The organism is Frateuria terrea (genome assembly GCF_900115705.1).
Classification (GTDB): Bacteria; Pseudomonadota; Gammaproteobacteria; order Xanthomonadales; family Rhodanobacteraceae; genus Frateuria_A; species Frateuria_A terrea.
In genome coordinates this window covers 365,812-387,656 of sequence record NZ_FOXL01000006.1, presented here as the reverse complement: position 1 = coordinate 387,656, position 21,845 = coordinate 365,812, and the positions used below count along the sequence as shown (strand labels likewise).

The 21,845-nt window shown below is 68.3% G+C and carries 17 protein-coding genes; 6 read left to right on the top strand and 11 right to left on the bottom strand.

The window, feature by feature from the left end; all coding sequences use genetic code 11:
- Position 1: 1 nt before the first annotated feature.
- Complete coding sequence (locus BMZ38_RS12980; protein ID WP_091338339.1) at positions 2–559, bottom strand: helix-turn-helix domain-containing protein; 558 nt, start codon at positions 557–559, stop codon at positions 2–4.
- Positions 560–857: 298 nt separating this feature from the next.
- Between BMZ38_RS12980 and BMZ38_RS12975 the strand changes: the two genes are divergently transcribed.
- The gene (locus BMZ38_RS12975; protein ID WP_091338337.1) at positions 858–1,709 is read left to right on the top strand and encodes a DUF1481 domain-containing protein; all 852 of its coding nucleotides are present in this window, start codon (positions 858–860) and stop codon (positions 1,707–1,709) included.
- Between the two features lie 92 nt (positions 1,710–1,801).
- On the opposite strand, the gene BMZ38_RS12970 is transcribed toward BMZ38_RS12975, so the two are convergent.
- From BMZ38_RS12970 to mnmG, 4 genes are all read right to left on the bottom strand, one after another.
- Positions 1,802–3,829 carry an autotransporter outer membrane beta-barrel domain-containing protein gene (locus tag BMZ38_RS12970; protein ID WP_091338335.1) on the bottom strand — a complete coding sequence of 676 codons (2,028 nt, stop codon included), beginning with the start codon at positions 3,827–3,829 and terminating at the stop codon, positions 1,802–1,804.
- Between the two features lie 273 nt (positions 3,830–4,102).
- Positions 4,103–6,424: a Tex family protein gene (locus BMZ38_RS12965; protein WP_091338418.1), complete on the bottom strand. Its 2,322-nt coding sequence runs from the start codon at positions 6,422–6,424 to the stop codon at positions 4,103–4,105.
- Between the two features lie 60 nt (positions 6,425–6,484).
- The gene (locus BMZ38_RS12960; RefSeq protein ID WP_091338333.1) at positions 6,485–7,240 is read right to left on the bottom strand and encodes an RDD family protein; all 756 of its coding nucleotides are present in this window, start codon (positions 7,238–7,240) and stop codon (positions 6,485–6,487) included.
- Between the two features lie 167 nt (positions 7,241–7,407).
- Entirely contained in the window at positions 7,408–9,282 is a 1,875-nt protein-coding gene (gene mnmG / locus BMZ38_RS12955; RefSeq protein WP_091338331.1) for a tRNA uridine-5-carboxymethylaminomethyl(34) synthesis enzyme MnmG, read from the bottom strand.
- Between the two features lie 574 nt (positions 9,283–9,856).
- Here mnmG and BMZ38_RS12950 point away from each other — a divergent pair.
- Positions 9,857–10,042: a hypothetical protein gene (locus BMZ38_RS12950; RefSeq protein WP_091338328.1), complete on the top strand. Its 186-nt coding sequence runs from the start codon at positions 9,857–9,859 to the stop codon at positions 10,040–10,042.
- 72 nt (positions 10,043–10,114) lie between these two features.
- Here the strand turns inward: BMZ38_RS12950 and pepN are convergent, their stop codons facing one another.
- On the bottom strand, positions 10,115–12,745 hold the full coding sequence (pepN, locus tag BMZ38_RS12945; protein WP_091338327.1) for an aminopeptidase N: 2,631 nt from the start codon (positions 12,743–12,745) through the stop codon (positions 10,115–10,117).
- A 63-nt stretch (positions 12,746–12,808) separates the two neighbouring features.
- Here pepN and BMZ38_RS12940 point away from each other — a divergent pair, with 63 nt between their 5' ends.
- Complete coding sequence (locus tag BMZ38_RS12940; protein WP_091338324.1) at positions 12,809–13,804, top strand: aldose 1-epimerase; 996 nt, start codon at positions 12,809–12,811, stop codon at positions 13,802–13,804.
- Positions 13,801–14,748: a pyridoxal-phosphate dependent enzyme gene (locus BMZ38_RS12935; RefSeq protein WP_091338322.1), complete on the top strand. Its 948-nt coding sequence runs from the start codon at positions 13,801–13,803 to the stop codon at positions 14,746–14,748. The genes BMZ38_RS12940 and BMZ38_RS12935 overlap by 4 nt, the downstream gene beginning before the upstream one ends.
- A gap of 28 nt (positions 14,749–14,776) precedes the next feature.
- On the opposite strand, the gene BMZ38_RS12930 is transcribed toward BMZ38_RS12935, so the two are convergent.
- From BMZ38_RS12930 to BMZ38_RS12920, 3 genes are all read right to left on the bottom strand, one after another.
- Positions 14,777–15,724, bottom strand: a complete 948-nt coding sequence (locus BMZ38_RS12930) for an IS481 family transposase (protein WP_091338319.1) — start codon at positions 15,722–15,724, stop codon at positions 14,777–14,779.
- An 83-nt stretch (positions 15,725–15,807) separates the two neighbouring features.
- Positions 15,808–16,881, bottom strand: a complete 1,074-nt coding sequence (locus tag BMZ38_RS12925) for a sterol desaturase family protein (protein WP_091338317.1) — start codon at positions 16,879–16,881, stop codon at positions 15,808–15,810.
- 33 nt (positions 16,882–16,914) lie between these two features.
- A complete protein-coding gene (locus BMZ38_RS12920) occupies positions 16,915–17,814 on the bottom strand; it encodes a DMT family transporter (protein WP_091338315.1) in 900 nt (299 codons plus the stop codon).
- An 85-nt stretch (positions 17,815–17,899) separates the two neighbouring features.
- On the opposite strand from BMZ38_RS12920, the gene BMZ38_RS12915 reads away from it, so the two are divergent.
- Complete coding sequence (locus tag BMZ38_RS12915; protein ID WP_091338313.1) at positions 17,900–18,454, top strand: DNA-3-methyladenine glycosylase I; 555 nt, start codon at positions 17,900–17,902, stop codon at positions 18,452–18,454.
- Between the two features lie 37 nt (positions 18,455–18,491).
- On the top strand, positions 18,492–19,397 hold the full coding sequence (locus BMZ38_RS12910) for a DUF72 domain-containing protein (RefSeq protein ID WP_091338310.1): 906 nt from the start codon (positions 18,492–18,494) through the stop codon (positions 19,395–19,397).
- A 7-nt stretch (positions 19,398–19,404) separates the two neighbouring features.
- On the opposite strand, the gene treF is transcribed toward BMZ38_RS12910, so the two are convergent.
- Together treF and BMZ38_RS12900 are read right to left on the bottom strand one after the other, a co-directional pair.
- Positions 19,405–20,991 carry an alpha,alpha-trehalase TreF gene (gene treF / locus BMZ38_RS12905; protein ID WP_091338307.1) on the bottom strand — a complete coding sequence of 529 codons (1,587 nt, stop codon included), beginning with the start codon at positions 20,989–20,991 and terminating at the stop codon, positions 19,405–19,407.
- Positions 20,988–21,755 carry an SDR family NAD(P)-dependent oxidoreductase gene (locus BMZ38_RS12900; RefSeq protein ID WP_091338305.1) on the bottom strand — a complete coding sequence of 256 codons (768 nt, stop codon included), beginning with the start codon at positions 21,753–21,755 and terminating at the stop codon, positions 20,988–20,990. Before BMZ38_RS12900 ends, treF begins: the two co-directional genes overlap by 4 nt.
- Between the last annotated feature and the right edge of the window lie 90 nt (positions 21,756–21,845).

The window sequence follows — 21,845 nt, the reverse complement described above, 5'->3', positions numbered from 1 at the left end:
GTCAGGCGCTCGCGCGGCGGATCCGCTCGGAAAGCTGCCGGTTGAACACCAGCATGGCATCGGTATCCACGCGTGTACCGCCCGGACCCAGTGCTTCGTAGAGGCTGGCAAGCAGGTCGGTGTTCTCTGCCAGCGCGAGTGGCTTGCCGGCAAGTTCGAGTTCCGACTGCAGGATGCGCATCGCCGCGTTGAGCCGCTGCGTGTCCACCGCGGCCTGGGCCTCCAGCACCTGTCCGGCCACGCCGCTGTGCCGCGGGCGCGGGCGATGGGTGGTTTCAGCAGCGAACGCCTCGTCGAAGCCCTGGTCCATGTCGGGCATGATCGCGCCCTCACCGGCGACCAGCCACACCAGCGAGATGCCGAGGGTACGTGCCAGCGTCACGCAGCGGGCGCGCGAGGGATCGGTATTGCCATCGCGCCAGCTGCGCACCACGCCCTCCGAGAAGCCGCACATGCGGGCGATCTCGGTGGCACTGCCCACGCGCTGGATCAACAGTTTGATGCGGTCGGCAAAGGTATTGCCGATGTCGGGGGTGGGAGAGGGTGGGGCGAGGTTCATTGGCTTGTCCAGACAGCGGGAAGCGACGCTGGTGGCCGCCGACCGGCGGCTCGCCAGGCAACATCCTAGCGCGGCGCCGCTTATCGCGGGCTTTGGTTGGCCATGGCGTCCGTCGCCATTGTTTATGTGTTGTGAACGGGCGGGCGCGGCCGTTCACCCTCGGCCATAAGTCTGGCTTGACTTTTGCGCGGGTGTGACTTTTTCCGCTATGCTTGGAACTTCCCCCGCGGAAAATGCGGCGCCAACGCCAGCGGATTCCGTGCATTCCCCAAAGTTTCTTTTCAGTAGAGGTTTTCCCATGCGCAGGATGGTCTGGTCGCTGATGTCGGTAGCTGCGCTGGCGCTGGCAGGCTGCAACAGCTCCAACGCGCCCGAGCAGGGCAGCGACAACGCCGCCGCGGCGGCGAAGGCGAACACGGTCAGTGGCACGGTTGCCGTGCGCGGCGGCGGTACCGTTTCGCCGGAAGCCAAGCTGGTGGTCAACCTGGTCGACGTCTCCTCGACCGACCAGGCCGACGCCACGCCGCTGGCCAGCAAGACCATCGCGCCTGTGCAGTTTCCGCAGTCGTTCGAGCTCAACTTCAACCCTGCCGACGTCAACCCGGCCGACCTGTACGTGGTCAAGGCCGAGCTCAGTGACGGCGAACGCCAGTACAAGATGGCGCTGCAGGCACCGGTGCTGACCAAGGGCGCGCCGAACCAGGTGTCGATCGAACTGGTGGCCGAGCAGACCCCGGGCGAGAAGGAGCTGGCCGACTTCCAGGCGGTGCAGAAGCAGATCGGCGGCATGAAGATCAGCAACGGCACCAAGCTGGAGAAAGACGTTTCGCGCGCCTGGCAGGTGTTCCGCCAGAACGGTGCCGTGCAGTTCATCCGCGGCCGCGCCGACTACGGCGACAAGGGCTTCACCAGCACCGACTACGCCTACAAGGACGGCAAGCCGTGGGTCGTGGTGCAGCAGAAGAAGGCCAGCCAGGACGCCAAGCCCAGTTCGACGGAGCGTGCCGGCTGGGACAAGGATGGCAATCTCGTGCTCAAGCAGGTCGTTTCCGGCGACAAGACCGAGGCGCTCGGCGATGACGAGGCGGCGAGCCTGAAGAAGCAGGCCGAAGATATCCTGAACCTCGCCACTGGCGGCAAGGGCAAATAAGCCCAACCCTTTGCGGGATGGACGTCTGGCCATCCGGACGTACAGAAAAAAAGCCGCCCGAGGGCGGCTTTTTTTCATGGGCGAAACCGGCTTCAGAATCCGATCTTGATGCCCAGGTTCAAGGCGTTGTCCTTCTGGTTATTGTCGCTGAAGCGGCCGTGGTAGCCGAACCAGCCGGTGACGCTCGGGCCGAACTGGGCGGACAGGCCCAGGTCGGCGCTGCCCCAGGTCTTGTCCGGCACGTAACCGGTCAGCACGAAGGTGCCCGGCATGCTGACCAGGCCCGCCTGGATCTGGCGCGGGTCGGCCTTGTCGTCGTGGTTCCAGGCTACCTCCACGAAGGGCATCAACGTGGCGCCGCCAGCCTGCCACTGGCCCTGCAGGCGCCAGCCGAGCGATCCGACCAGCGCATCGCGCTGCTGTCGGCCGAACCACATTGCGGTGCTGTCGTTGCCGTTCTCGTTGTAGCCGCCGACCTTGGCCGTCTGCCATTCGGCACGCGCGAACGGCCCGGTCTTCAGGTCGCCGCTGCCGAACCACCAGCCGCCCTCGAGGCCAGCGCCAAGATGGGTGCCGTCCGCCTTGCCGCTCTCGTTGCGGGTGGCGGCGCCCAGCTGGATGCGGCGGTTGATGTCCTTGAAGTTGGACTGACCGAAGCTGGCAAAGCCGCCCGCGTAGCCCCCACCGTTGTGGTACAGCGCGTAACCGAGCCCGGAGATGTCCTGCATCTTGTAGCCGCCCGCGCCGCCGGCGAAATCGGCGTTGTTGTCGCCCAGCGAGAGCGCCACGCCGACCGAGACGTGCTCGCTGGCACGTGCATCGGCACCCAGTGTCAGGTTGACGTTGTTGCTGTCGCTCTTGGACGAGCCGCTGGTCGCGTCGAAACGCTGCCGGCCGTAATCCACGCTGGCGAAGAAGCGGGTATCGCTGCCCTGGCCGTCGGCAAGCAACTGGTTGCGGATCGTCCGGTACTGCGCCGCCGTTGCCGCCAGCGGCGCTTCACCGAGCAGCGAAACCTGGCCGGGCGCTTGCAGGATGGACACGACGTACTGGCCGAGTACTGCGTGCGCCGCGGTGGTCGGGTGTATGCCATCGGCGAACACGTAGCTCTGATCGGCGCCCGCGGGGTAGGTATAGGGCAGGCCCGAACCCGCCGGTCCGCACTTCACCGAGGAAGCGCCCGCGCCGCAAGCGGGTGTGTTGACGTTGCTGAAGCCGTAGGCCTGCGGGTTGGCGATGATTTCGTTGAAAAGGCTGTAGACGTTGACCGGGACGATGCCCACGCCCATCTGCGCCAGGCCGGCGTTGAGCTGACCGTTGAATACCAGGCCAAGCCCCGCCAGTGAAGCCGCCGCGTCCGGGCCTTCCGCCAGCGCCGAAGGAGTGAGGCCGATATTGGGCAGGTTGAACACCAGGATGTTTTTCACGCCTGCCGCCTGCAGCTGCCCGATCAGCTTGACCTCCTGCTGGGCCGCCGCAGCGACTCCTGCCTGGGCCTGATCGGCGCTTTCGAAACCGCTGACCCCGGCGCCGGCGAGCACGGCCGCGTTCACCTGCGCGGTAACCGTGGGCGTGATCTGCGCGGTGAATGCGGCGATCGCGGTGGGATCATTCGGAATGATGTTGTTGGCGATCGCCAGCGAGACCTGCTGGGAGATCGTCTGCGCAATCAGCTGCTGCGCGGTGGCGCCAGCACCGGCGGCGGTAGCGTGATAGAAGATGTCGTTGGCGCCGCCCCAGATCGAATACAGCGCATCGGAGTCCACCGTGCCGGCCGCCAGGTAGCCGTCGACCTGGGCGGTCAACGTCGGCACCGAGCCGGGCGTGCCGGGCGAGTTGGCCAGCACGCCGGCGCCGCCCCAGGCGTAGTCGGTGCCGCCGAGCAGCGAAGGCGTAATCGGTTGACCCAGCGCACTGGCCACGTTCTCGATGGCGACCGTGCCGGGGTTGGTGGTGAAGCGCAACGGCGGTTGCACGCCGGGTGCGGTGGCCAGCGAGATGTTGCCGTCGTCGCTCAGGCTATCGCCGAAGACGACGACCTTGCTGAAATCGGTGGCTACAGCGGCGGTGCTGAACAACAGACCGGCGAGGATGGCGCCGGCAAGGCGGGTACGGGGCATGACGATGACGCTCCTTGATGGCCGGAATGGCCTTTCGTTATTTGCGCGTTACGGTAATGCACTCCATACGGAAGCGCATGCTGCGGCGCATCGCGGCGGCGAACGGCGACCTGTCGACCTCGCCCTGGCTGGCGGACGACCGTGTCCAGAGCACGGCAGCCAGTCCTAACCGTCGGTAACCGAACACCTGCCCTGCGGCGGTTCCATGACCGGGCGCCCTGGGCGCAGGCGACCCACACGCCAGCGTCGCAGGCGCGTGGGTCATGCTGCCGATCAGCGCTGCTTGGCGCGCAGCAGGGCGTCGGCCAGCGCGTTGTTGGCCGGCGCGGGAACGGGCTTGGACGGACTGCTTTGGCGGGACGGGCGGGCATCGCGGTTGCCCGGGCGCGCATCGTTGCCGGCCGGGCGCGCGCCGCGTGCCTGGCCCGGTTCGTCGTCCAGCCGCATCGACAGGCCGATGCGCTGGCGTGGGATGTCCACTTCCATCACCTTGACCTTGACGATGTCGCCAGCCTTGACCGCATCGCGCGGGTCCTTGACGAAGGTGTGCGAGAGCGCCGAGACATGCACCAAGCCGTCCTGATGCACGCCGATGTCGACGAACGCGCCGAAGGCGGCGACGTTGGTGACGCGGCCTTCGAGGATCATCCCAGGCTTGAGGTCCTTCAGGTCTTCCACGCCCTCGGCGAAGCTCGGCGCGACGAACTCCGGGCGCGGGTCGCGGCCGGGCTTCTCCAGCTCCTTGAGGATGTCGCGCACGGTCGGCACGCCGAACTTCTCGTCGGTGTACTGCTCGGGCTTGAGACCGCGCAGGAAGCCCGTGTCACCGATGATGTTGCGCACCTCGCGGCCGCACTGGGCAATGATCCGCTCGACCACCGGATAGGCTTCCGGATGCACCGCACTGGCGTCCAGCGGGTTGTCGCCGTTGGGTACGCGCAGGAAGCCGGCGCATTGTTCGAACGCCTTGTCGCCCAAGCGCGGCACCTTCAGCAGCGCCCTGCGGTTGGCGAACGGGCCGTTGGCGTCGCGGTGCTTGACCACGTTCTCGGCCACGCTGGCGGAAAGGCCAGCCACGCGCGAAAGCAACGCTGCCGAGGCGGTGTTGACGTCCACGCCGACGGCGTTGACGCAGTCCTCGACCCTGGCGTCCAGCGCGCGCGCCAGCTTCACCTGGTTGACGTCGTGCTGGTACTGGCCCACGCCGATCGCCTTGGGTTCGATCTTCACCAGCTCGGCCAGCGGATCTTGCAGGCGGCGGGCGATGGAGACGGCGCCGCGCAGGCTGACGTCGAGGTCCGGGAACTCTTTGGCCGCGGTTTCGGATGCGGAATACACCGAGGCGCCGGCCTCGCTCACCACGACCTTGGAAAGGCGGGCATCGGGCAGCTTCTTGATCAGCTCACCGGCCAGCTTGTCGGTCTCGCGCGAGGCGGTGCCGTTGCCGATCGCGATCAGGTCCACGCCGTGCTGCTTGCACAACTTCGCCAGCGTGACCAGCGATTCGTTCCATTGCCGCCGCGGTTCGTGCGGGTAGATCGTCTCGGTGGCGAGCAGCTTGCCGGTGGCATCGACCACCGCCACCTTTACGCCGGTGCGGATGCCGGGGTCCAGGCCCATGACCGTCCTCGCACCAGCGGGCGCGGCCAGCATCAGGTCCTTGAGGTTCTCACCGAACACGCGGATCGCCTCGTCCTCGGCCCCCTCGCGCACGCGGCCGAACAGGTCCAGCGTCAGGTGCAGGTGCAGCTTCACGCGCCAGGTCAGGCGCACGGTCTCGCGCAACCAGGCATCGGCGGGACGGCCGCGATCGTGGATGCCGGCGTGTGCAGCGACGCGGCCTTCGCCTTCGAGGTGGCCCTGCTCGGCATCGGGCGCCGGCTGCAGCTCCAGTTCGATGACACCCTCGTTGCGCGCGCGCATCAGCGCCAGCAGGCGGTGCGAGGGAATCTTGCCGATCGGCTCGACATGGTCGAAGTAGTCGCGGAATTTGGCGCCTTCGTTCTCCTTGCCCTCGACCACCCTGGCGCGGATCTGGCCCTTGTCCCACAGCCAGTCGCGCAGCTCGCCGACCAGGTGGGCGTCCTCGGCGATGGACTCCATCAGGATCGCGCGCGCGCCGTCGAGCGCGGCACGCACGTCGGGCACGCCCTTGTCGGCATCGACGAACGGTGCGGCGAAGGCGTCCGGAACGCGTGTCGGGTCTTCGCGCAGGCCGCTGGCCAGCGGCTCCAGCCCGGCTTCGCGGGCAATCTGCGCCTTGGTGCGGCGCTTGGGCTTGTACGGCAGGTAGAGGTCTTCCAGCCGCGCCTTGGTGTCGGCGCCGAGGATCTCGTTCTTCAGCGCATCGGTGAGCTTGCCCTGCTCATCGACGCTGGCCAGGATCGCGCTGCGGCGCTCTTCCAGTTCGCGCAGGTAGCGCAGTCGCTCTTCGAGCAGGCGCAACTGGGTGTCGTCCAGGCCGCCGGTGGCTTCCTTGCGGTAGCGGGCGATGAAGGGCACGGTAGCGCCTTCGTCGAGCAGGGCCACCGCCGCGCGCACCTGGTCGGGCTTGGCGGCGATGTCCTGGGCAATGCGGTGTTCGATGCTGAGCATGTGATTCGACGGCTTCGAGTGGTGCAGGAAGCCGTCGATCATAGCAACCGCGGCGCAACCCTAGGCGTGGAAGGAGCGATCGTCGCGCGGCGCGGCCTGGCGGTATGCACTGGCGCGGCCGTTGAGCACCAGCGTGTTGGCCAGCATGTCGTGCAGGCCCTGCTTGCGGCGGGTCCAGCCGATCATCAGGAAGCCGATCGCCAGGATGAACCAGCTCAGGATCTTGGCCGCATAACGGCCCAGCGCACGCCAGAAGCCGATGCGCCGACCCTCAAGGTCGGTCACGCGGATGCCCATGGCCAGCTTGCCCACGGTGGCCTGCCAGGCCGAGCTTTCGCAGATGGCGAAGTACAGCCAGACCAGCAATGCAGTCAGCGCGACGCCGGCGCGCATGGTCTCGTAGTACTGGCCATAGGCGGCCATCACGACATTGAAGTCTGTGCCTGCCGCCAGCATGGCCTGCTGCAGCTTCGCCTGCGCCGCCTCGTTGCCGAAGGCGTTCATGATCAGCATGTTCGGGATGTACAGCACGATGGCATCGATGATGTACGCGACCAGGCGCTTCCAGAAGCCGGCGTAGTCTTCCAGCGCCGCCGTGGTGGTCGGCGGTGGCACAGCAGTTGCCGCGGGCGAGATCGGCGGCGGCGTCGCGGCCGGCGCATCGGGGAACAGCACCGACAATGGCTGCCAGTCGGCCAGGCCCTCGTACCAGCCCAGGTCCCCGGCGGCGAGCTGGCCACTGCGCAGCCATTGCCGCACGTCCTCTTCCTTGTACGGACCATGGCGCTGGCCGTCGCGGCCGATCCAGATTTCCATCCGCAAACTCCCGAACATTCATTGCGGGCGATGATGCCACGGGCCACCGTGCGCTGCTCCCGTCCTTCCGGGCTTGCGATCGGCGCTTGTGGTTCGCATTGGCAAAAAACCTTCCGCCAGCCTCGGCCCTCCCCAGCTCCCCTCTGAAGAGGAGAGGAGGCGAAGCATCAGGCGCTGCGGCGCTTAAGGTGCACCAGCAGCAGCGAGATCGCTGCAGGGGTGATGCCACTGACCCGTGCGGCCTGGCCGATGGTTGCCGGCTGCGTGCGCTTGAGCTTGAGCAGCACTTCGGACGAAAGGCCGCGCACCTGGTCGTAGTCGAACCCCGGTGGGATGTCCGTGTGCTCGTGGCGGCGCTGGCGCTCGATCTCGCCGCGCTGGCGTTCGAGGTAGCCGGCGTATTTGGCCTGCACCTCGACCTGCGCGGCGGCGTCCTCGCGTTCGATGGCCGGGCCAAGTCCGGTGACCGCGGTGAGCTTGCCGTAGTCGAGCTCGGGACGGCGCAGCAGGTCGAGTGCGCTGGTTTCGCGGCTGACGACGATGCCGAGCTGGCGCTCGATCGCCGCGCCCAGCGCGTTGGTGGGCGCGGCCCACAGCGAGGCCAGCCGCTGGGTCTCCCGCTCGACCGCCTCGCGCTTGGCGCACAGGCCGTCAAAGCGCGCCTGCGGCACCACGCCGAGCGCAAAGCCTTGTGCGGTCAGGCGCAGGTCGGCGTTGTCCTCGCGCAGGTGCAGCCGGTACTCGGCGCGCGAGGTGAACATGCGGTAGGGCTCCAGCGTGCCGTTGCTGGTCAGGTCGTCGATCAGCACGCCGATGTAGGCCTCGTCGCGGCGCGGGTACCAGGGCGCTTCGCCGCGGGCCATGCGCGCGGCGTTGAGGCCGGCGACGAGGCCTTGCGCGGCCGCTTCCTCGTAGCCGGTGGTGCCGTTGATCTGGCCGGCGAAGTACAGGCCGCCGATGGCCTTGGTCTCCAGCCACGGCTGCAGGCCGCGCGGGTCGAAGTAGTCGTACTCGATGGCATAGCCCGGACGGGTCACATGTGCGCGCTCGAAACCCTTGATCGAGTGCACCAGCGCCAGCTGCACGTCGAACGGCAACGAGGTGGAGATGCCGTTGGGGTAGATCTCGACGCTGTCCAGCCCTTCCGGTTCGATGAAGATCTGGTGCGAGGCCTTGTCGGCGAAGCGCACCACCTTGTCCTCGATCGAAGGGCAGTAGCGTGGCCCGATGCCTTCGATCTGGCCGCTGTAGAGCGGCGAGCGATCCAGCGCACCGCGGATCAGTTCGTGCGTGCGCTCGGAGGTGTGGGTGATCCAGCAGCTGACCTGGCGCGGATGGTCCCCGCGCGAACCCAAATAGGAGAACACCGGTGCCGGATCGTCGCCCGGCTGTTCCTCCAGGCCGCTGAAGTCGATGCTGCGCGCGTCGATGCGCGGCGGCGTGCCGGTCTTCAGCCGGTCGGCGGCAACCGGCAGTTCGCGCAGGCGCTGGGCCAACGCGCTGGCCGGGGGATCGCCGGCGCGTCCGCCGGCGTACTGGGCCGGGCCGATGTGGATCTTGCCGGCCAGGAAGGTGCCGGCGGTGAGCACCACGGCGGCAGCATGGAACGTCACGCCCATCTGCGTGACCACCCCGGTGACGCGGCCGCCTTCGATGACCAGGTCGTCCACCGCCTGCTGGAACAGCTCCAGGTTGGCCTGCGTGTCGACGATCCGCCGGATGGCCGCGCGGTAAAGCACGCGGTCGGCCTGGCAGCGAGTAGCGCGCACGGCCGGCCCCTTGGAGGCGTTGAGCGTGCGCCACTGGATGCCGGCGCGGTCGGCCGCGTGCGCCATCGCGCCGCCGAGCGCGTCGATCTCCTTGACCAGGTGGCCCTTGCCGATGCCGCCGATGGCCGGGTTGCAGCTCATCGCGCCGACGGTTTCCAGGTTGTGGGTCAGCAGCAGGGTGCGCGCACCGCAGCGGGCTGCGGCCAGCGCCGCCTCGGTGCCGGCATGGCCGCCGCCGACCACGATCACGTCGTAGCGGGTGGGATGGATCATCGGAAGGACGCAATCGCGCGAAAGAATGGAACGTGCATATGTTAGCGCTTTACCGCTCTCGCCCGAACATAATCAAGAGCTTGGCACGAATACTGCTTCACCTCTCGTGCACTTTCCATGGGCAGACGCTGCGCGAACCGCGCGCCGAGGCTGGGCAGACAGGGGCCCGACCGCGTACCAGGAGAGGAAGCATGACGGCGCCGCTGGGGTCTCCCACGGCGCCGTCGCCTTTTTCCGGCCCCTGAAAAGCCAAGCCCCGCCAGTGGCGGGGCTTGGCCTTGCTTAGATCTGGCGCCCGGCGGTCTCAGGAACAGGGGGAATCCAGGATGACCGTGTTGCCGGGCGCCAGAAACCGGAATGGGGGTGCTGGCGGCGCCGCGATGTGCCGCGACTGCGAAGCGATATTCCCAGTACACCCGTGAATAAAAAGTGACTAATTCCGGCTTTTTTTTGTAAGGCAGCTGACGCTCAGCGTCAGCCCGCGGAGTCCGCCCAGGCTTGATTGTGACGCCGATCACGCTCTGGCACGCGGGTTGCAGAGTCCGCTCATCCAACCCATCAAAGCTGTTCTGCCATGAACAACGTCTTCGATTTCCAGCCCGTCTATCCGCGGCACGACCTGATGATCGAGATCGGCAAGGTGCAGATGGCCATCGAGCATCTGGCCGCTCGCAGCGAGCAGGAGCGCCAGCAGCTGCGCCCGCGTCTGGAATCGCACATGCATCGTCTGTGCAGTGCTTTGAACCAGTTGGCCGCTTGACCGCCCCGCTGCCGGCCGGAGCGGCCCAGAGCGCTCCGGCCGGCGGCGTCATTCCGCCCGCTTCAGGGCTGCCTAGCCCTTGAGCATATTACCGACGATCTCGGCCAGGTTGCGCGACAGACGCCGACCGGCAAGTTCCGCCACCGCCGCCCGCGCCTGCTCGCGCCGCGCCGGCTCCAACCGCTGCCAACCGTTGAAAGCCGTCGCCAGGCGCGCCGCCACCTGCGGGTTGAGCGCGTCCAGTTCGGCCAGACGCGCTGCCAGGAACCGATAACCCTCGCCATCGACGCGGTGGAAACCGCTCGGGTTGCCGCGCGCCCAGGTGCCCAGCAGCGCCTGCACGCGGTTGGGATTCTTCAAGGTGAACTTAGGATTGGCCTGCAACGTACGCACGCGCGCCAAGGCCGGTTCGCCCGGGATCTGGGCCTGCACCGCGAACCACTTGTCCAGCGCCAGCGCGTTGCCGGCATGGCGCGTGCGGTAGCGCTCGAGCGCCTCTGCCGCTTGCGGTGCCCCGCTGCGCACCAGCACGGCGAGCGCGGCGAGGCGGTCGGTCATGGTCGCGGCGCGGTCGAACTGAGCGGCCGCAAGGGCCTGCGCCTTGGCGGCATCGAGCAACACCAGCAGTTCCAGCACGCGGCGCCTGAGGCGGCGTTGCGCCTGGCTGGCGGCATCCAGTGCATCGCTGGCCTGCGCCTCCAGCGTGCGGTAGCGCCCGGCCAGCACGTGCGCGCCGATGCGCGCGGCGAGTTCGCGCTGCAGGGCCTGGCGCAGCGCGTGGATGCGCGCCGGATCGACGTCGGTCTCGCGCTCGGCCAACTCTACCTCGCCCGGCGGAGTCAGCAGGTCGGCGAGCAGCGCGGGATCGAGCCCATCCTGGTCGAACAGCCCGGCGAGCGTGTCGCCCCATACCGAAAGCGCTTCGTGGCCACTGCCGTCGCGCAGTTCCGCATACGCGCGCCAGGCCAGTTGCTGGGCGGCTTCCCAGCGGTTGAAGCCGTCCGTGTCGTGGGTCAGCAGCAGGGCCAGTTCGGCAGGCGCGTAGGCGTAGTCGAGGATCACCGGTGCGGAGAAGCCGCGCAGCAGCGAGGGCACCGGCGCGTGTTCGATGCCGGGGAAAACGAACGACTGCTCGTCCTGCTCGAGCACCACCACCTGCTCGGCAGCGCCATCGTGCAGCGGCAGCATGCGTCCGTCCGGACCGAACAGCGCGAGCTTGACCGGGATCGGCAGCGCCCGCTTGTCCGGCTGACCGGGGGTGGCCGGCGTGTGCTGGCGCAGGGTCAGCGTGTAGGACCGCGTGGCTGCATCGTAACGGCCCGCGGCGGACAACTGCGGCGTACCCGCCTGGGCGTACCAGGCCAGGTAGGGGGAAAGATCGATGCCGTTGGCCGAACCCAACGCCGCGAGAAAGTCCTCAAGCGTGGCCGCACGGCCGTCGTTGCGATCGAAGTACAGGTCCATGCCGCGGCGGAAGCCCTCGGACCCGAGCCGGCCGGCCAGCATGCGTACCAGTTCCGCGCCTTTCTCGTACACCGTGGCGGTATAGAAATTGTTGATCTCGCTGTATTGCGATGGACGCACGGGATGGGCCAGCGGACCTGCATCCTCGGGAAACTGCGCGCGGCGCAGCAGGGCGACGTCGTCGATGCGTTTGAGCGGCGCAGAGTTCATGTCAGCGGAGAACTGCTGCTCGCGGAATACGGTAAGGCCTTCCTTGAGCGACAACTGGAACCAGTCGCGGCAGGTCACCCGGTTGCCGCTCCAGTTGTGGAAGTACTCGTGCCCGATCACCGCTTCCACCCCGCGGTATTCATCGTCGGTGGTGGTGTCCGGATCGGCCAACAGGTATTTCGCGTTGAAGATGTTGAGCCCCTTGTTCTCCATCGCGCCCATGTTGAAGTCGTGCGTGGCCACGACATGGAACACGTCCAGGTCGAAGTTGCGTCCGTAGGCGCGTTCGTCCCATCGCATGGCCCGCTCGAGCGCGTCCATGGCATAACCGCAGCAATCGATCACGTCCGGCTCGGCCCAGATCACCAGCTTCACGTCGCGGCCGTCGGCGGTGCGGTAACCGCGTTCGATCTTTTCCAGTCGCCCGGCGACCAGCGCGAAGAGATAGCTGGGTTTCGGGTAGGGGTCGACGAAGCGCGCCCAGTGGCGGCCGTCCGGCAATTCGCCAGCACCTGCGGGATTGCCGCCGGCCAGCAGCACCGGGAAGCGCGCGCGGTCGGCGCGCAGGGTGACGCTGTAGCGTGCCAGCACATCCGGGCGGTCGGGGAAAAAGGTGACGTGGCGGAAGCCCTCCGCCTCGCACTGGGTCAGCAGGAAGCCCTGTTCGCGAGAGCCGGAGAGGTACAGCCCCTCCAGTGCGGTGTTGGCCGCCGGGCGCACGCGCACACGGGTCTCCAGCACGCTGTCGTCGCTTGCGCCTTCGACTTCCAGCACCTCGTCCTGGTAGCGATAGGCATGCGCGTCCAGCGGTTGGCCGTCCAGCGTGATGGCGATGAGCTCCAGGCCTTCGCCGTCCAGCCGCAATGGCACGTGTTGCGCGGGGTCGCGCCGCAGGTGCAGGCGCGAACGCACCTCGGTGCTGTCTATCCCCAAGTCGAACTCCAGCTCGATCTGGCTGACCGTCCAGGCGGGCGGCCGGTAGTCGGCAAGGCGGATGGGCGAGGGGCTTTGTTCGTCGCGCGCAGTCATGGGGGAGAAGCCGCTGGGGGAAGGCTCAGGCTAACATGCGACGCTTTCGCGGCCGGATCGGACATGGGTGCATTCGACGTCGCCATCGCATGGCTGGACACGCAGCCGGTGGTGGTATTGAACGACATCGCGCGTGGTCGCCGCGTGCGTATCGCCCGGCACGCCGCCTGCGTGCTTGGTTTCGAAGCGCGCTTCGGCGAACGGTGCGTGCAACTGGCCGACGGGTACCGGAGTGCCGCCGAACTGGCCGCCCGCCCGGGCTCGCGCTTCGCCCTGCTGGCGCCGTTCGCCAATCGCATGGCCGATGCACGCTACTGCTTCGACGGCGCCGAACACGATCTCATGCCGGGCACCAGCGACGCGGCGCGTGCAAGCCGCCACGGCTTCGTGCGCGACACCGAGTTCGCCATCGCCGCACTGGGCGCGGATGAGCACGCCGCGAGCGTGCTGCTGGTCGCCACCATTGCGCCGCAGCCGGGCTATCCGTTCGCACTCGACCTGGCGGTGCGCTACACGCTGGCGACCGACGGCCTCACGCTGGAAACGACCCTGCGCAACATCGGCACCCATGCGGCGCCAGCCTTCGTCGGCTGGCATCCGTACTTCCGCGTCGGCAGCGGACCGCTGGCGTCGTGGGAGCTGGAAATCCCCGCCGCCTGCGTGATCCGCACCGACGCGGACTTCATTCCGCTGCCGGGCCCGGACGCCTACCTGCCGCTGGCACAGGCACCTGGACTCGACTTCCGCCAGCCGCGCGCGATCGGTTCGCTCGAGCTCAACCACAGCTACACCGGCCTGCGGCTCGACGCCGACGGCCGCACGCGTACGCGGCTGCGCGACAGCGCAAGCGGCGTCGGCATCGCGGTGTGGCAGGAGCGCGGCGTGCTGCTGGCCTATACCGGCGATACGCTGGAGCGCGACGCACGCCGTTCGCTCGCGCTCGAACCTATGGAAAGCCTGCCCGACGCCTTCAACCGGCCCGAATGCGCCGAAGCCATCCGACTTGAACCTGGCGCCGCACGCACGTTCCGCTGCGGCGTGGAGCTCGATACGCCATGACCCATCTGCCCACCTTCGCCCAGATCCAGGATGCCGCCGCGCGGATCGCGCCGCATGCGCGCGTCACGCCCGTGATGCGCAGCGACGCGCTCGACGCGCTGGCCGGCGCGCAGCTGCACTTCAAGTGCGAGAACCTGCAGCGCGGCGGCGCCTTCAAGTTCCGCGGCGCCTGCAACGCGGTCTGGGCGCTGGACGAGGCGGCCGCCGCGCGCGGCGTGGTCACCCATTCCTCTGGCAACCACGGCAACGCGTTGGCGCTGGCGGCAGCCACCCGCGGCATCCGCGCCCACGTGGTGGTGCCCGAGGGCGCGGTGCGCGCCAAGCTCGAAGCGATCGAACGCGCCGGTGCGGTGCTGCATCGCTGCGCGCCGACCCAGGCCGCGCGCGAGGCGACCACCGCGCAGCTGGTGCAGGATACCGGCGCCGTGCTGGTGCATCCCTATGCCGACACCCAGGTGATGGCCGGCCAGGGCACGATCGCGCTGGAACTGCTGGCGCAGGCGCCCGGCATCGATGCGCTGGTCACGCCGGTCGGCGGCGGTGGACTGGCCTCCGGCGTGGCGATCGCCGCGCATGCGCTGCGGCCGGAGCTCAGCCTGCACGCCGCCGAACCGGCGGGTGCGGATGACGCCGCGCGTTCGCTCGCCCGCGGCGAGCGGGTCACCGACGTGGTTCCCGATACGGTCTGCGACGGCCTGCGCGCGCTCGTCGGCACGCCCAACCTCGATGCGCTGCGCAGGCACCGCATCGACGTCATCACCGTGACCGATGCCGAAACCATCGCCGCCATGCGGCTGCTGTGGCAGGAGCTCAAGCTGGTGGTGGAGGTCTCCAGCGCGACCGCGTTCGCCGCGATCCTCAAGGCCGGGGAGCGCTTCGCTGGCCGCCACGTCGGCGTGGTGCTCACCGGTGGCAACGTCGATCTGGACGCGTTGCCCTGGTGAGCGGGGGCCCGGCCGCCCGCCCGGCGACCTAGTTGTGTAAACCCACCAGGTTGTTCATGGCGCCGATGCGGGTGATGGGCGGTCGGTAGTCCAGGCTGGCATGTGGCCGGTGCCAGTTGTATTGGTGCAACCAGGTCAGCCAATGGGCGGCGCGCTGGGCCGAGTGTTCATAGCGGCGCGCGTAGGCCCATTCGCGCAAGGCGGTCTGGATGAAGCGCTCGGCCTTGCCGTTGGTGCGGGGTGTATAGGGCCGGGTGCGCAGGTGACGCAGTCCGAGCCGGCGCAGCAAGCGCCGGAAGGCGCGGGATTTGTAGCAGGCCCCGTTGTCGGTCATGACACGAGTGAAGCGCACGCCCAGCGTGCGGTAATAACGCAGCGCCTTGAGCAGGGCGCGGCACGCACTGGGGCCACGCTCGTTGGGTTCGATGGTGCCAAAAGCCACGCGCGAGGCGTCATCGATCGCCACGTGCACGAATTCCCGGCCAGCTCCATCCGATGCACGCTGGCGCTCGCCGGTAACGCGGTGACCCGGGCGCCAGAAACGCCCCAGCTTCTTGATGTCCAGGTGCAGCAGGTCGCCCGGTGCCGGGTATTCGTACCGATTCGCCGGGCGCGCCGGCTCCAGTTCCGCCAGCCGATGCAGCCCGGCGCGCTTGACCAGGCGGCCGATCGTACTGGCGGCCACCGCCAGATGCTGGGCGATCTGCCGGTAGGTCCAACGCTCACGGCGGTGCGCCATCACCTGCTTGGCGAGCGCTTCGGCCGTAGCATGCGGACAGCGGTGTGGGCGGGAGGAGCGATCGAGTAATCCGGCTGCGCCTTCCGCGCGAAAGCGCTGCAGCCATTTGTACGCCGTGCGCACGCTGACTCCCGCGGCATGGGCCGCCTCCTCCACACGCAGACCGTGCTCAAGCACCCGCTCCACGAGCAGGGCTCGACCTCGGGGCGTAAGACGGGCATGTTTATGCAGGTTCATCCGGGGCTCCTGGTGGGCTGGTTGGGTCGCACCTCCAGAATTCCGGGATTGCCCCGGGTGAACAACCTACTGAGAGATCACACCTAGTCGGCGGTCGCGCCTTCCAGCGTCGCCGCCGGAACCGCCGGCGGACACACGGTTGGGGCAGGAGCCGCGTGCACCACCCGGACCGGCCGCCCGGCGGTATCGAACGACACCTCGCCCGGACGCCAGCCCTCCAGCGTGCGCACGGTGGCCCAGAAGCGCTTGAACGCGGCCCAGTGCAGGCCGACCAGGCCGTGGCCGTTGTCCGCGTCGACCTGCGGGTCGCCCACGCCGGTCGGGCGCGCCGGCTCGCCGTACAGTGCAGTGCCCAGCAGCACGTCCCAGATCGAGAACACCTGGCCGAAGTTGCAGTTGTGCAGGCCCGGCCGCGCCTCGTCGACCACCATGTGGTGCAGGCGGTGGAACTTCGGATCGACGAAGCACTTCTGCAACAGCGGTCCGAAGCCGAAGCGCACATTGGTGTGCGAGAAGTTCTGCACCAGCTCGCCCAGCAGCATCAGCCAGGCGAAGTCGGTCGGCGCGACGCCGATCAGCACGCCCACCCCGGCCAGCACCATCGATTGCAGGAAGCCGTCGACCAGGCTGCCGCGGTCGTTGGTCCAGCAGCTCATCTGGCGCTGGCTGTGGTGCATGCTGTGCAGCGCCCACCACCAGGGCATGGCGTGCTGCACCCGGTGCATGAGGTAGTACACCAGGTCGTAGATCACGTAGTAGATGAGGAACAGCGCCAGCGGGTGATGGTCCAGGCCCGGCCACCAGTGCGTGATGCCCAGCAGCGAATCGCTGCTGCCGCCGTCGGCGGTGCCGCCGAAGTAATTGCTGATCGGCGTCAGCACCAGGTAGGAAAACAGCGGGAAGATGCCCAGCAGCATCAGCAGCGTGTACTGGCGATCGACCCGGGTCAGCTTGCGGTCGCTCCAGCGTTCGGCCGGCGCGAGGGTCTCCAGCGGACGGAACACGCAGGCGATGATCGCCACCTGCAGCAGCGCGATCATCACCGCTTCGGCAATCTCGCGCGGGTCGCCCGCCAGCCCCGCGATGTGCAGCCAGGCCAGCAGCGGCATCACCGCGTGCCGGCTGAACCAGGTGACGAGGTCGGACCACAAGTGCATATGCAAAGCCCGCGGTGGCGGAACGCGATGGCCTCAGGTTGCGCGGCGCACCTTTCCAGGCCGTTTCAGCACGCCGGTCACCGCCGCCAGGCCCAGCAGCACCAGTACGATGCCTACGCCTTCGGCCGCGCTCGGCTGCTCGCCCAGGATCAGCCAGGCAAGCAGCACGCTGACCACCGGCACGCCCAGGCTGGACAGGCTCGCCACCGTGGTGGGCAATCGCTTCAGCACCAACAGCCACAGTCCCCACGCTACGCTGGAGGCCATCACGGCGCTGTAGACCAGTGCGCCGGCGAAACGCCAGTTCCATTCGACCGGACGTTGCGGCACCAGCAGCGCGACCGCGCCCAGCGCCAGCGCGCCGATCAGCATCTGCCAGCTGGTCAGGGCGAGCGGCGACACCGCATGCTGCTGGAACAACCGCTTGCTCAGCACGGTGCCGCCGGCCCAGGCCACACCGCCGGCCAGTGCCAGCATCGTGCTCAGCGGACTGCCCAGGCCGCGCCAGGGTTCGAGGATGCACACCAGTCCCGTGCCGGCGAGCGCCAGGCCCAGCCAGTGCCTGCCGGCCGGCCGCTCGGACAGCAGCGGCCAGGCCAGCAGCACGGCCCAGAACGGCATGCTGTAGGCGAGCAGCGCCACGTGCCCGGCGCCGCCGCCGACCAGCGCCCACTGCTCCAGTCCCTGGAAGGCTGCGGTCTGGCACAGCCCGATCAGCACCGTGGGCAGCCATGGCGGCGGCTTCAACGACTGCCGGCCGGCCAGCAGCGCGGCGAACAGCACCAGCGCGCCGAACAGATAACGCAACGCGGCGAAATCGAACGGCCCGGCCCAGTCGAGCGCCTGCTTCATCACCACCCAGCTGTAGGCCCAGATCAGGATGGTGCCGGCCAGGGCGGCCAGCGCGCCGCGCTGCGGGGAGGCGTTCGACATGGAGGAAACAGTGCGGTGAAAGGGCGCCAGTGTACGCCGTGCCCGCTGCGCTAAAGTGGCGCCCCTGCCGTCACGGGATTGCCACATGCAGCGCTGCACCTGGGCCACCGACGACCTGCTTTGCGCCTATCACGACACCGAATGGGGCGCGCCGCTGCACGACGACCGCATGCTGTTCGAGTTCCTCTGTCTGGAAGGCGCGCAGGCCGGCCTGTCCTGGCGCACGGTGCTGGCCAAGCGCGAACGCTACCGCGAGGTATTCCACGGCTTCGACATCGCGCGCGTGGCGCGCATGGGCGACCGCGAGCTGGAAAAGCTGCTCACCGATCCGGGCATCATCCGCAACCGCCTGAAGGTCGGCGCAGCCCGCGACAACGCCCGCGCCGCGCTCAATGCGATCGAAGCCCACGGCAGCCTGGACGCCTACCTGTGGTCGTTCGTCGAGGGCAGGCCGGTGCGCAACCGCTGGAAGACGCCGGCCGAGGTGCCGGCGACCACCGCCCTCTCCGACCGCATGAGCAAGACGCTGAAGAAGGACGGCTTCCGCTTCGTCGGCAGCACCATCTGCTATGCGCTGATGCAGGCCACCGGCATGGTCAACGACCACCTGGTCGGCTGCTTCCGCCACCGCCAGGTCTGAGCCGGGTTCACCCGTACGTCACCCGGCGGACGCTTGCATGGCAGCGGTATCGGCGGACGAGACGGATGTGGCGACACTGCGCATCGGCATTTCCGGCTGGCGCTACGCGCCCTGGCGCGGGGTGTTCTATCCGAAGGACCTGCCGCAGCGGGCCGAACTGGAGTACGCCTCGCGCCAGGTCGGCAGCGTCGAGCTCAACGGCTCCTTCTACAGCCTGCAACGGCCTTCGAGCTACGCGTGCTGGAACGCCGCCACGCCGCGTGGCTTCGTCTTCGCGGTCAAGGGGCCGCGCTTCATTACGCACATCAAGCGGCTGCGCGACTTCGAAGGACCAATGGCCAACTTCCTCGCCTCGGGCGTGTTCGAGCTCGGCGCAAAGCTGGGGCCGGTCCTGTGGCAATGCCCGCCCAGCCAGCGCTTCGACGAGGTGCTGTTCGACCACTTCCTCGGCGCGTTGCCGCGCGACACGCTCCAGGCCGCGGCGCTCGCGCGCAAGCACGACCACCGGCTGAAGCACGGGGCCAGCGTCACGCCCGACCGCAAGCGGCGCCTGCGGCACGCGCTGGAGATCCGCCACGAGAGCTTCGTCTGCGAGCCGTTCATCGCGCTGCTGCGCAGGCACAAGGTGGCGCTGGTGGTGGCCGACACGGCCGGCCGCTGGCCGTACCTGGAAGACGTCACTGCGGACTTCATGTACCTGCGGCTGCATGGTGACGAGAAGCTCTACACCAGCGGCTACAGCGACGCGGCGCTGGAGCGCTGGGCCGCGCGCATCCTGGCCTGGTCGCACGGGGGCGAACCGGACGACGCGGTGCTCGCGAGCGGCAAGCCGCCGCCGAAGCGCGCCGGCCGCGACGTGTACTGCTATTTCGACAACGATGCGAAGGTGCATGCACCGTTCGATGCGCAGGCGCTCATGCGCAAGCTGGGCCTCACCGGGTAAGCCGCCGTCAGCGGCTGGCCGCCTTCGCCTCGTTCGCCTCGTTGCCCGGGTCCTCGTGCAGCAGCCGGCGGGTTACCCCGTTGGTCCAGCCGAACCCGTCCTGCAGCGGATACTCGCCGCCGCCGCCACCCTCGGCGTTTTCGCCGTCGTGGGTGATCACGTATTTCTCGACCAGCTTGCTCTGCCTCTTGTAGAGCGACCCGACCGTGCGCAGCCAGCGGCAGGCGATGTCGTCGGCGTCGATGTCGTAGTTGCGCATGCCGCGGATCGCCATCCACTGCAGCGGCGCCCAGCCATTGGGCTGGTCCCACTGCTGGCCGCTGAGCTGCTCGCTGGTACCCAGGCCGCCTTCGCACAGCAGCCGGTCACGCAGCGCCTGCGCCGTACGCCTGGCCTGGTCGCGGCTGGCCAGGCCGATGAACAGCGGCACGGCGGTGGCGCTGTTGAGCGCCTCGCGCGGCCGGTCGCGCTCCCAGTCGTAATCGAGATAGGCGCCATCGTGCTCGCTCCACAGCATGCGCTCGATCGCCTGCTTGCGGATCTCCGCTCGCTGCTGGAACTTCTCCGCCTGCTTGCGCTGGCCCGCGGCATGGTTGAGCAGGCAGATCTGCCGCTCCAGCTTGTACAGGAAACAGTTGAGGTCCACCGGCAGGATCGAGGTGGTGCGGATCGTCGACAACTCCGTGCCATCGCACCAGCGCGAACTGAAATCCCAGCCCGACGCGGCACCGGCGCGCAGCTCGCGGTAGACGTGGTGCAACGGTCGGGAGGACTTGCGCGCGGTGAGCACGTCCTCTCGGTAGGACTCCTCGCGCGGCGAGTCGCGGTCGTCCCAGTAGCGGTTGAGGATGCTGCCGTCGTCCAGGCACACGCAGTGGCGGCGCGTGTCGCCGGGACGCAGGTCTTCCGCGCCGGCCATCCAGTAGTTGTATTCCTTGCGCAGGCGCGGCAGGTACTCGATCGCCTTGCACACGCCCTTGTCCTCGAACAGTTCCACCATCAGCGCGAACACCGGCGGCTGCGAGCGGCTCAGGTAATAGGTGCGGTTCCCGTTGGGCACGTGGCCGTAGGTGTCGATCAGGTAGGCGAAGTTGTTGGCCATCGAGGCCAGCAGGTCGTGTCGCCCGCTCTCGGCCAGCCCGAGCATGGTGAAGTACGAATCCCAGTAGTACAGCTCGGCGAAGCGCCCGCCCGGTACCACGTAGTCGTTGGGCAAGGGCAGGATCGAGGCATTGGGCGGATGCTGGTGCGGATGGCGGGTAAGCACCCCCCACAGGCTGTCGATGTGGTCCTTCAGCGACTGCCCGGGTGGCGAGGTGTAGTGGCTGGTGTGCTTCTGCGGCGGGTCGAAGTGCGCATGCACGAAATCGGACAGCCGGAAACCCTCGTCGTCGCAGCGCTCACGGTAGGTGTCGAGGATGCCCTCCGGATCGCCGCGCGGCACGCAGTCGACGAAGGTCTTGCTGTCGTCGAAGACGCGCTCCATCTGCACCGCGATGAACAGCTCCTGATAGCGATCGGCGGGCGTGAGCGTGTCCGCCTTGGGGACGCTCGCCGTCCTTTCCTCGTTGTGCCGCTTGGTGTCGTCGCTCATTGCTCGGCGTAGTTCCACAACAGGCCACCGTCGATGAAAAGCGTGCTGCCGGTCATGTAGCCGGCGTCGTCGCTGCACAGGAAAGCTACCGCGCCGGCGACCTCCTCGGGCGTGCCCAGCCGCTTGAGCGGAATGTTCTTCATGAGTGCCGCCATCAGTGCCGGATCGTTCATCAGGTGCGCGTTGATCGGCGTCTCGATCGCGCCCGGCGCGATGTTGTTGATGGCGATGCCCAGCGGCGCCAGTTCCACCGACAGGTCGCGCATCAGCATCTTCACGCCGCCCTTGCTGGCGCAGTAGCTGGCGAAGTGCGGGAACGGCAACTCCTCGTGGACCGAGCTGATGTTGACGATGCGTCCGCCATCGCCGCGCTCGCGCACGTGGCGGGCGAATGCCTGGGTGAGGAAGAACACGCCCTTGAGGTTGACGTTCAGCACCAGGTCGTAGTCGGCCTCGGTGACGTCGAGGAAACCGGCACGGCGTTCCACGCCTGCGTTGTTGACCAGGATGTCGACCCGGCCCAGCTGCGCCACCGCCTGGGCGAGGACCTGCCGGTCGGCCTCGAGCTTGCCGATGTCGCCCTCGATCAGGCATGCACGTGCGCCGGTGGCCTGCACTTGTGCGAAGGTCTCGCGGGCGCGGTCATTCGCGACGCGATCCTCGATCGCCACCGCGGCGCCTTCCCGCGCAAGCCGCAGCGCGATCGCGCGGCCGATGCCCTGTGCAGCGCCGGTGACCAGCGCGACCTTGCCCTGAAGCCCCATCGCGGCTCCTTCGGAAGTGGATGAGGCTGCCCAACATAGGCTCGGGCGGGTGAAGATTGCGCCAGCGGCGGCGGCGCATCGGTTCGCCGA